General features: G+C 36.0%; 6 protein-coding genes. All 6 read left to right on the top strand.

Annotated elements, in window-relative coordinates:
* The coding region (locus tag AVL50_RS09745) for a hypothetical protein (RefSeq protein ID WP_216639026.1) at nt 1–284 on the top strand (284 nt) is incomplete at its 5' end.
* Nucleotides 285–499: 215 nt separating this feature from the next.
* A complete protein-coding gene (locus AVL50_RS09740; protein WP_062616306.1) occupies nt 500–3,073 on the top strand; it encodes a glycoside hydrolase family 2 TIM barrel-domain containing protein in 2,574 nt (857 codons plus the stop codon).
* A gap of 441 nt (nt 3,074–3,514) precedes the next feature.
* Nucleotides 3,515–5,056 (top strand): sulfatase-like hydrolase/transferase, encoded by a 1,542-nt coding sequence (locus AVL50_RS09735; RefSeq protein WP_062616305.1) that lies wholly within the window; start codon nt 3,515–3,517, stop codon nt 5,054–5,056.
* A 546-nt stretch (nt 5,057–5,602) separates the two neighbouring features.
* Nucleotides 5,603–7,300, top strand: a complete 1,698-nt coding sequence (locus AVL50_RS09730; RefSeq protein WP_062616304.1) for a T9SS type A sorting domain-containing protein — start codon at nt 5,603–5,605, stop codon at nt 7,298–7,300.
* A gap of 8 nt (nt 7,301–7,308) precedes the next feature.
* Nucleotides 7,309–8,559 carry a hypothetical protein gene (locus tag AVL50_RS09725; RefSeq protein WP_157491239.1) on the top strand — a complete coding sequence of 417 codons (1,251 nt, stop codon included), beginning with the start codon at nt 7,309–7,311 and terminating at the stop codon, nt 8,557–8,559.
* Between the two features lie 409 nt (nt 8,560–8,968).
* Entirely contained in the window at nt 8,969–10,813 is a 1,845-nt protein-coding gene (locus AVL50_RS09720; RefSeq protein ID WP_062616302.1) for a T9SS type A sorting domain-containing protein, read from the top strand.
* The last annotated feature ends 97 nt before the right edge of the window (nt 10,814–10,910 follow it).

The following is a 10,910-nucleotide window of genomic DNA, read 5'->3' as shown; positions in this document are numbered from 1 at the left end:
TTCTTCTTTTCTTCATTTTTCCATTGATGAAAAACGAAGCAAAAAATTCAAGGCTTAGCAGTCAAAAGCTAAATTTCATTCCACTCGCCTCAATGATTTTAAACTCGCTTTGCTCAAACAAGAAAATCATTTTTAACGGCTCAATTCATGAAATTCTTAACGCTTTTCCCTTCAAGGCCGGGGAGCACTACCAAACTATAATAGTAGAAAGCCCACTGGCGCGAATGTTAAGCGTTGGCGTCATTCGTGTCTTTTCAGTTCATCAGAAATCTCCTGATTTCTAAACACTATAAATAATGAAAACTTAGTTTACGATGTATTCAATCTATAAAAGAAATGAAGGAGGGAAAATTTGAAAGAAGATCAATTGATAGTAGGTAATGATTTACGACACCTTAAAAAGGCACTTTCAGCAACCAATTCTTTTCTGAAAACAACACCCAACCTTCACAAAATCACCAATTTCAAACCATAATAATTTTCAAACAAGCAGTATGATATGAAAGTATTAAAGATAAACCTATTACTAGCATTATTACTCTTCCAAGGTATGCTTTTGCAGGCGCAAAACAAGATCAATTTTAATGCTGATTGGTCATTTCAATTGGAAGATTCGGCACATTTTACATTAAGTAATTATTCCACTGATCATTGGAGAAAACTGAATTTGCCTCATGATTGGACCATTGAGGCTGATTTTTCAAAAGATTTGGAAGGCTGTACAGCTTTTTCTCCTGGTGGGATAGGATGGTACAGTAAGGAATTTAAAACGCCAATTGTAGAGAACCAAAAGTGTTTTGTAGTCTTTGATGGGGTATATAATAATGCTGAATTTTGGCTCAATGGCATGAAAGTCGGAGAGCATCCTTATGGTTATGCTCCTATTCATTTTGATTTGACCAACTACCTCCATAAAGATGGAACGAAGAACCGGTTGATGGTAAGAGTGGATCACAGCCGATATGCAGATTCGCGTTGGTATACCGGTTCGGGGATTTATAGAAATGTACATTTGGTAGTAACAGAAGATGTATTAATTCCTGTTTGGGGAACGTTTATTACTACTCCTTTTGTCTCAAAAGAGAAAGCGACTGTTGATGTGAAAGTAGAGCTTTTCAATACAACATCAAGTAATGCTGAAACTAAAATTCAGCTTTCAATTGTAGATCAAGAAGGAAAGGAAGTCTATCAAAAAACAAAGAACTTTCAACTAAAAGCAGACGCAAAGGATACCTATCAACTTGCATTTGATATAGAAAACCCAAAGCTGTGGGATGTTGAGGCCCCTAATTTATATCAAGCCAAAATTTCTTTAATTCAAAAAGAGAAAAAAGTACAAACAGAACAGATACCTTTCGGTATTCGAAAACTCTATTTTGATAAGGATAAAGGATTTTTTCTCAATGATAAAAATGTGAAAATCAAAGGTGTTTGCCTTCATCATGATGCGGGTTTAGTAGGGACAGCCGTACCCAAAGATGTATGGCGTCAAAAGCTAACACTTTTAAAAGAGGGAGGATGTAATGCCATTAGAATGTCTCATAATCCAGCTTCTGATGAATTTCTAGATCTATGTGACGAGATGGGATTTTTGGTGCAAAATGAATTTTATGATGAATGGGACCTTCCCAAAGACAAGCGTTATAATATGCATGATAAGGAAGTGGATTACATTACAAGAGGACACTCAGAGCACTTTCAAAAATGGGCTGAAACAGATCTTAAAAACACTATGCTGTCAAGTAGAAACCATCCAAGTATTTTCCAATGGAGTATTGGGAATGAAATAGAATGGACATATCCAGGCAACAGAGGAGCAACGGGTATTTTTAAAGAAACTAACAAAGACGATAAAATTGATTGGACCCTGTGGAGAACTGAAATTCCTCCTCACACTCCTGAAGAAGTAAGAGCTTTCTGGGAAGCTTTTCCGAAACAAACTTATAATATTGGAGCAACGGCGAAAAAGCTGGCGGATTGGACCAAAGAATTGGATACGACAAGGTACGTTACGGCCAATTGTATTTTACCAACTTCAAGTTTTGAAACGGGCTATACAGATGTGTTAGACGTAGTAGGATTCAGCTATAAACCGCATAAATACGATTACTTCAAGGAAACGTATCCGAATAAAATCATGATGGGAACCGAAAACGTACCAAGATGGTACGAGTGGAAAGCGGCAGTGGAAAGAGAATATATTGCAGGTATTTTTCTCTGGACTGGAATTGATTATTTAGGTGAAAAAAGAAACCGTGAATGGCCACTGAAAGCAACACCGCATGGCCTTTTAGATACAGCAGGCTTTCCGAGAGGTTCGTTTGATATGTTCAAAGCCTTATGGAGAGATGATATTCCTGTGATCAGTATATACTCACAATCTGCCTCAAAATCTATTTATAAAAAAGATGAAAATGGAGCAGTGGTAGAGAAGAAAAAAGGGTACTGGGAATTGGCTCCAAGGGAATGGCAAGAAGTGAATGCCCATTGGAATTATGAAAATGGAGAGAAAACAATTGTAGAAGTGTATTCTAATTGTGAGGAAGTGGAACTATTCCAAAATGGGAAATCTCTTGGTACTCAACACCTCAAAGATCAAGAGGACTATACGTATAAATGGGCTGTAGATTTCAAAAAAGGAAAGTTAGTGGCTAAAGGAAAAAGAAACGGAGCTCAGATTTCAACTTCACTCCAAACAGCAGACACTCCGGTGAGTATCCAACTAACATCGGATAGAAGTGCGATGACATCAAATGATACAGATGTTGTTAAATTAGTAGCACAATTGGTAGATAAAAAAGGAAAAGAGGTGAAATATACGGAAGAAGAAGTTACATTTGAGATAGAAGGCCTTCACCGATTTTTGGGGACAGATGCCGGTGATACCCGAAAGATTATCAATTATAAAAGCCATACAGTAGAGACTGTCAATGGAAAGTGTCTGATGATGCTTCAAGCCACTGACCAACCGAGTAAAGTAAAAGTGACAGCCTATTCTAAAAATAAGAAATTAGGATCGAATGAAGTGATCATTAATATCAGTGAGGGTAAAACCGATTCCACTGTCAATTAATCACAATACCTTCATCCGAAAGAAGAAGTACATTGTAAATTAAGTTTTCGAATAGTTACAGCATTTAGAAATCAGGAGATTTCTGAGGAGTTGTAGGATACAAATGACCAATAGCTTTTGATTTCAAAGTCTTGATTTTTACCTCGTTTTTGTATTAAGACAAAAAACGAAGAAGGATGCTTGAAAGAAGAGCATAGACAACTTGTGGAAATGTCGATTGAAAGTGGACGATAATTTTGTTTACAATGTACTTATTCGGTCAATAAAAGGGGTCATTTTGAGCAATTTATATTGTTTTGAGTAGCAAATAATAGGAATGGACTTAAACCATCATTCCTTTTACCCAAAGTGACATCGAAAGAAACAAACGGACCTAAATTGTCTTATCAATTTTTTGGAACATTACCAATGTTCAAGGTCAAATTTTAGTAGTGCGAAGAAATGAAACAGATTATTAAAAGTATCATTGTAGCCGTATTGACGTTAGTATTAATCAATACCTACGCTGATGATAAAAAGAAAAAATCACCGAGACCCAATATCCTTTTTATTTTAATGGATGATTTGGGGTATGCTGATGTAGGATTTATGCCACAAGCAGCTAAAGATGTTTACACACCCAATATTGATAAGTTGGCCGATGAGGGAACCGTATTCACTTCTGCTTATGTAACACATCCGTTTTGTGGCCCAAGTAGAACGGGAATTATGACAGGGAGAATGCCACACGTTTTTGGAGCACAATTTAACTTGGCGGCGTTCTCAGGATTTGGTGTAGCGAAAGGAGAAACATTTATTTCAGATGTACTTCAAAGTGCAGGTTACCATACGGGTGCAATTGGCAAATGGCACTTAGGTGAAGAGGGGGATTATCATCCACTAGAAAGAGGTTTTGATTACTTCTACGGTTTCTTAGGCGGAGGTCATGAATACCATTCTAAAACTTGGATGCAGGCTTCTACCTACACTCCAGAAAAATATCCAGTGGGTGCTTATGGAAAAGATTATAACCGTCCATTGATGAAAAATAAGACTTACATTGAAACGGAAAAAGGAAAGTATGTAACTGATGTGCTGACGGACGCAACGTTAGAGTTCATCGATGAATCAAAAGAAAAAGAACAGCCTTTCTTCTTGTACTTAGCTTACAATGCACCTCATACTCCAATTCAAGCCAAAACAGAAGACATTAAAGCGATGCAAAAGACGCTTGGTGCTGATGCTGCAGAAGCGGGCAGTAAACGTTTAACATATACGGCAATGATGTACAATGTGGATTATAACATCAAGCGTATTGTAGAAAAATTGGAAGAGAACGGAGAATTGGAAAATACTATGATTGTCTTTATGAGTGACAACGGTGGTAAGCCAGTGACAGGTGCCAATAACTATCCTTTAAAAGGAAGAAAAGGAGATGCATATGAAGGCGGTTTCAGAGTTCCAATGTTTATCTATTATCCTAACAGCAAAATGAAAAAAGGAGATATCAACGCTTACAACTTCTCGGCATTGGATTTCTTCCCTACTTTTGCAAAACTGGCAGGAGCTCAAATTCCTGAAGATAAAATTTTGGACGGTAAAGAGGTTTCTCAAAATATCATCAAAAATACTAATCCAAGAGAGGATGAAAGTATTTATGTATTGCGTCATTACTTTGGAAAAGTTCAAAAAGATCCAAAAGATTTGAATAGAGTGGGCGTAGTGAGAAACAACTATAAATTATACACGGACGGAAGTGGCAAGTGGAACCTCTTTGATTTGTCGACTGATATTGGAGAGGAAAAGGACATTGCACCTCAGCATCCATCCATTGTAAAAGAAATGAAAAACACAGTGAACGAGTGGACTTATACTTGGGAAGACAAAAGACCTGAGTTTTTCGATGGCCCTCGTTATGATTTTGAATCAAAATGGAACGCTACCAATATGCCTAACTTCAATAAGACATTTGGTAAGATGCACCAGAATAAGAAAAGCAAATAACTATACAAAAGAAGGAAAGTGAAATGGTGTATGATAGGCCATTTTGCTTTCCTTTTGAAATACTCAATGCCCCTACAGAACTGCACATTAGAAGATTATTCTTTCGATATGTAAGTGCTGCGACTAAAGAAATAGAACAATAATTACGTGCACCATGACTGAAGTCATGGGCTGATGATATTGACTCCAACAACACTAAAGTGTTGCCTCCGTTATCAACCTTCAAGACTTTAGTCTTGAGTAGGTTGTCCTATCACCTGCCCATAGTTTTAACTATGGTGCACGAAACATTCGTTTTTCTCTGTCCTATTACTTAATAAGACAATCATTTAGGCGAGAGAAATGGAATTTAGCTTTTGACTTCATAGCCTTGAATTTTTTACTTCAAGACAAACAATGAAGAAGAAAGAAGTTTGAAAGTAGGTCATAGACAACTTGTAAAAAGTCGATTGGAAGTTAACGAAGTTCAGTTGAATCTATTGAGTAATTACTTGAAAACACCAACAACTAACGCTCATCTTCAACACACAAATAAATCAAAAAGAAATGAAAAGAATTATTTTACTAAGTCTTCTCTACACCTTACACCACAATATTTTTGCACAAGTCAATCCACTTTCAGACCCCGATAATCAAGGAGGGTGGATATTGAACAAGTGGGCGAGTGATGAATTCAATGGAGAAGAATTAAATAAAGGAAAATGGTGGGTGCTGGGTGAAAACAATGACTACAGAGCCAAATGGAAAGGCAGAGCTCCTGGGCAGTTTGCCGGCCATAATGTGCGTGTAGAAAACGGTGAATTGATTCTCACTTCCCAATGGGAACCCGACTTTGATTACGCTCTTGAAACCAACAACGATTGCTACTATGGAGGTACTACAGAAGGTCCTGACGGTAGTAAGCCCATCACTCAAGCCAGTGTGATGAGTGAAACGTTTTTCAGATACGGGTATATGGAAATCAGATGTAAGGCGGCAGATGGTCCTGTCACTTCTGCATTTTGGACGACCGGTTATCATGGTGAAATTGATATGATTGAAAACTACGGCAGACGACCTGTAGGCAATCCCGAAAATCAACCGGAAGATCTAGAAAGACGCTATAGAACCAACCTTATCAGCTGGGATCCCGACAAAGCTTCGGATCATAAAAACTGGAAAGTGGAGGATGATATGCAAGTGCGTATGGCAGAAGATTATTATGTATTTGGTTTTGAATGGGACAAGGAATACATGAAAACTTATTTCAATGGCAAATTGCTCCGCTCTGTGACCAAAGAAGAGTTATTGGCAAAAGACCAATGGAAATACGATTATCCACATGAGATTTGGCTTTCTTCGGAGGTGTTTTACTGGTATGGATTACCGAGTGAAGTTGATTTTGAAAAGCCATTGGAATTTAAAGTAGACTATATCAGAGTCTGGCAGAAAGAGGAAACACAGTCGTTTTTTAATGCCAAAGGATTTGAAGGGCCATTTCATTTTCAAGGAAGAAGTGTAATGTGGTGGAATGCACCGAGTCATCCTTGGAGAATCAAAAACGAGAAAGCAGCAGAAGGAGAGTTCAGTTTGAAGTTTGAAAAAGAGGGCAACTTTGATGGAAATTATTCTATCTTTTCTCCTTTTGGATCATTGGATTTGCCATCAGGCGACAATGAAGTGAGCTTTCAAATATGGTTGGATGAGGAGACGGAAATTGATAATATTTACCTTACTTTATTTAACCCAAGAAAATCAATCCGAGTGAGTACTGAAGGTATTCCAAAAGGGGAATGGGTGACTGTTTCTCAAACATTCGACAGGGCTGAGGTATCCAATCCAAGTTTGACAGAGGGAGATAGAATACAGCTAATGCTTCGTTCAAGAGATGTGAAAAGCGACAAAGCCTTATTTTATATTGATGATATTCAGTTTAAAAATGACAATGATGAAGGCCCAAGAGAATACCCTTATCCAGACGATGACTATGAGGTAGACAATGGAGGAGAAGAACCAACTGGTTTTGTACCTTCAAACCATAAGCTTTTTAACCTTTATCCTAATCCTGTTCAAAACCAATTGAATATTGAAGGATTGGGAAAAGGGAAAGTGGAACTGTTTTCATCACAAGGCACTTTACTGTACGAAACAGAAAAAACAGCAGAGAATCTTATCGTGTCTTTGGACCAATATGTCAATGGAATGTATTTCGTTTTAATTAGAATGGAAGACTTGATGTACAGGTATAAAGTGATCAAAAACTAAGGTTTAGGATGAATTTTATAAAAAAAATAACGACTCTTTTCTTATTGAATGTAATGCCAATGCTTGTGTTTTCACAAGTGGGTACCATTGAAATAAGAAAAGAGGTCGGTTACCAAGGTCCTTCTTCTGTGGAGATTGACCAATTGCCATTAGTCGCCACTCTTCAGCCTTCAGGTAATGCAGATCAAGACATCACCAACTTTCAAAAGGCCATTGATAAAGCCTCAAAAATGAAAGGAGGACGTATCATTGTAGAGAAAGGCTATTATCAGTTAAAGGACGTACAACTTAAATCGAATGTGCATATCCGTTGCGAAAAAGGAGTGGTTTTTATGCCACGTTTGGATATGCATCCTAAAGTGCAATTGATTTTTGCAGTAGGTCGTTTTGCCAATGAAAATATCAGCAACGTCACATTTATTGGAGAGGGGAATGCATCAGACCGTCCTCAGTTTTATTACGACCGTTCCATTGCTGTCAAATGCAGAGCTTTCACTGTTGGAAAAGTCACGAATCTCTATTTGGAAAACTTTTCGGTGACGGATGATCAAACTGTTTTCTCTGCTATTTCTTTAAATATGAGAAAGAAAGGAACGTCCAAAAATGATCGCCCAAAAAATATTACGGTCAAAAACGTATCCATCCAAGATGCCTCTTATGGCTATGGATTGGTGCAAGGCAATACCGGAGAAAATGTTTGGTTAAAGGACCTTCAATCGGTAGGTGGCGTAACCGCTAGAATTGAAACACATACAGGCAGGGAACACAACGTTGGTGTAGATAATGTGGTGATTGAAGATGTGGTTTGCACACAAGGAAAAGCGGCCGTTTCCTTACAACCGCATGTGGTAGACAATGGCATTGTCACGGTCAATGGAGCCAAAGCCGTCCGTTGCGAGTGGGGCGTAATGCTCAAAGATGGCTTTATTTCAAAAAAACTAGATCCTACTAAAAAATGGCATAATGGATCATTTGCTAAAGGCTCCTCCATCAAAAATGTAGAAATGATTCACGGAGACGCCACCACCGTGTCAGTACAGTCAAAGGCCTACATTCCAAAGCGTTTGCTGGAGCTGTATCATGATGACATCAACCCCGACAAAGAAGCAAATATAGGTTGCAAATTAGGTCCTTCCATAGCGGCCGTTTTGAACCTCGCCAAAGAAGAAATGCAAATTGATAAAACCACTATTACACATTCAGGAAATCGAGCGGAAGAGAGGTTATTGATTGTAACAAAGAAGGTCGATGCTTTGTAAGTGTCATTTGTTATTTAGAAAAACAACCCAAAAAATCTAATCATTCCATTATCTTTTTAGTAAATAGAGTAGTGCACTGTAGAATCGTACCTTGCTAAGTAATTACTTTAAATCTTAGCAAGGTTTGACTTTTGAAATAAGTTAATAAACAATCATAGCTAAAAAGAAAAGTCAATATTTCATGGTGAGTTAGTGGAGTAACAATTATTTCCCTTTAAAATTGACATTGCTTATAGAGATTCAGATTTGTGTAATTTATGATTATGATGACATCGATTTAGATGTTTATTCAAATAAAAAAAGAATTAACGTATGTTTAGAAACGTTAGTGGTGGCGTCTGTAAAGTGTAAAGTCTAATAGGAAAGATACAAAAGTTGTATGTCTTAATTTTTTTTAAACTCAATACTAATGAAACTTACTTTAATTATTAGTTTTTTCTTCATTTCACTAAACTTGTTTGGTCAAAACAACAGTTTAGTAATCTATAGTGATGATGATATTAATTTTTCGGTTGAAAATAAATTATCCACTAGTACTCCTAAATTACAAACTTGCTATCCTAGTGAGATTGGCTATTATCACAATTCAGACTTTGCTAATTGGTTAATCACTATAACAAATAGTGATTACTACTTTATAAATAGAGTGAAAATTTCAGCTGTTTGTGAGCAAAATAAAGATTTATCATATAGCTATCTAGATGATTTTCAAACTCCACATTCTTTATCCATAAGTAATCCATACAATTTACTTCAAGATAAAAACCTTTTGAGTATTATTTATGGAAACAATAACTTTTACCAATATAGGACTGATGTTAATATAGAAATAACCTTAGAAAATGGATCTGGTTCTACTGTTCTTAAAAGGATATCTTTTGTTATTGCCCCACACTATAATCTGCATAGTGTTGCTTTTTCACATAATGTTGGAAAAGAGACATCTGTAAAAGATTTTAATTCAATGATTTACACAGATGTATATCAATATTCTTATTTATCAGATCCAGGCGGATTTATAAATCGAGAAGACCCAGATTGTTTAGATATACCATCTGGCTCAGATTGGAATAATTATATACAAATCATTAGCATAGAGGAGATTAAACATACGTATTACAGTGGACGTAATCCCTATTATAATGGTGGATATGATAATTTATCATATCATACAAATGAAAATTTTAGCCCAATGTTTGCTACTTACCCTTACAATCATTCCTTGGAACTTATCAATAAACCTATTAAATATTATGAATACCTTGGTAAAGCTAAGGATAAACCAGAATTATCTTACCATGTAAGAGTGCACTTTAAAGTTACGTATAAAATTATTGAAACTGGTCGTGTTACGCATAGTAATTATTATCTCAGAGTTGAGTTTCCTTCACCTCCTTCAGTTTTAGGGATTGAAACATTAACAGAGAAACAAACGACATATTATATTGATGATTTAGAAGGTTATGAATTATCTTCTTGGGAGGTTTCAAGTGGTATTGAGGTGATTTCAAAAGATAGTAAATCAATAACTGTTAAAGGTATTAACTATAGTAATAAAGGTTTTATTAAAGCTAATTTTAAAACAGGACAAAGTACTGTGAAAGAAATAAAAGTATGGCCTGCTTTAGATGAGTTAAAATTATCAGACCTTATCTATTCAAGGAATATGTTATTTTGTAATCAAACTTTTGATGTAAAAGTAATTAATCATACCGGACAAAGAGCAGAGTGGATTGTAATTCAGGGATCCTTACCCCCAAATGGACAATCTACACATTCTAACTTAACGGATGGAAAACATACAAATTATATTAAGTCTAATGTTACCAGAGAAAATGATTATGTTCAAGTTATGGTTCGGATTGTAAGAAAGAATGGAACAAAAACTCCTTATGTATCATTTTCAGTTTCTGCTTCTTGCCCAGGTGGAGGGGGAGATGGTGATGGTTACATTCCACTATTTAGTTCCTTAAGAACAAAAGAAATAGATGGTATTACTGATTTTGGTTATAAAATTTACCCAAATCCAGTAAAAGGCAATTTAAATATTGAAGCCAATTCTACATTTATGGGTAATATCGATAAAATTACCATCTATGATATCAATGGTAATATTATTGACAACTATGAGTTTATTCAATATGAAAGTAACTCATACCGTATCAACACAGATAAATATAAGCCAGGTTTATATATTTTGAATATCAATAAATCTGATGGTTCTGTAGATATAGAGAAAATTATCGTAGAATAAATTAAATCAATAAGTACATCTATCAAAAAGAGGAGTTAACCTAAGAGTTGGCTCCTTTTTTTATTTGTGAAAAAGAATATATATTCCATAACAAACA

Origin of the sequence: Flammeovirga sp. SJP92 (assembly GCF_001583495.1) — a bacterium.
Lineage (GTDB): Bacteria > Bacteroidota > Bacteroidia > Cytophagales > Flammeovirgaceae > Flammeovirga.
The sequence above is the reverse complement of the archived record's forward strand: the minus strand, read 5'-3'. Positions and strand labels throughout refer to the sequence as shown.

What these genes read in the sequence shown, in the direction of transcription:
- AVL50_RS09740 (WP_062616306.1), top strand. Translation starts at nt 500, where the DNA reads ATGAAAGTATTAAAGATAAACCTATTACTAGCATTATTACTCTTCCAA.
- AVL50_RS09735 (WP_062616305.1), top strand. Translation starts at nt 3,515, where the DNA reads ATGAAACAGATTATTAAAAGTATCATTGTAGCCGTATTGACGTTAGTA.
- AVL50_RS09730 (WP_062616304.1), top strand. Translation starts at nt 5,603, where the DNA reads ATGAAAAGAATTATTTTACTAAGTCTTCTCTACACCTTACACCACAAT.
- AVL50_RS09725 (WP_157491239.1), top strand. Translation starts at nt 7,309, where the DNA reads ATGAATTTTATAAAAAAAATAACGACTCTTTTCTTATTGAATGTAATG.
- AVL50_RS09720 (WP_062616302.1), top strand. Translation starts at nt 8,969, where the DNA reads ATGAAACTTACTTTAATTATTAGTTTTTTCTTCATTTCACTAAACTTG.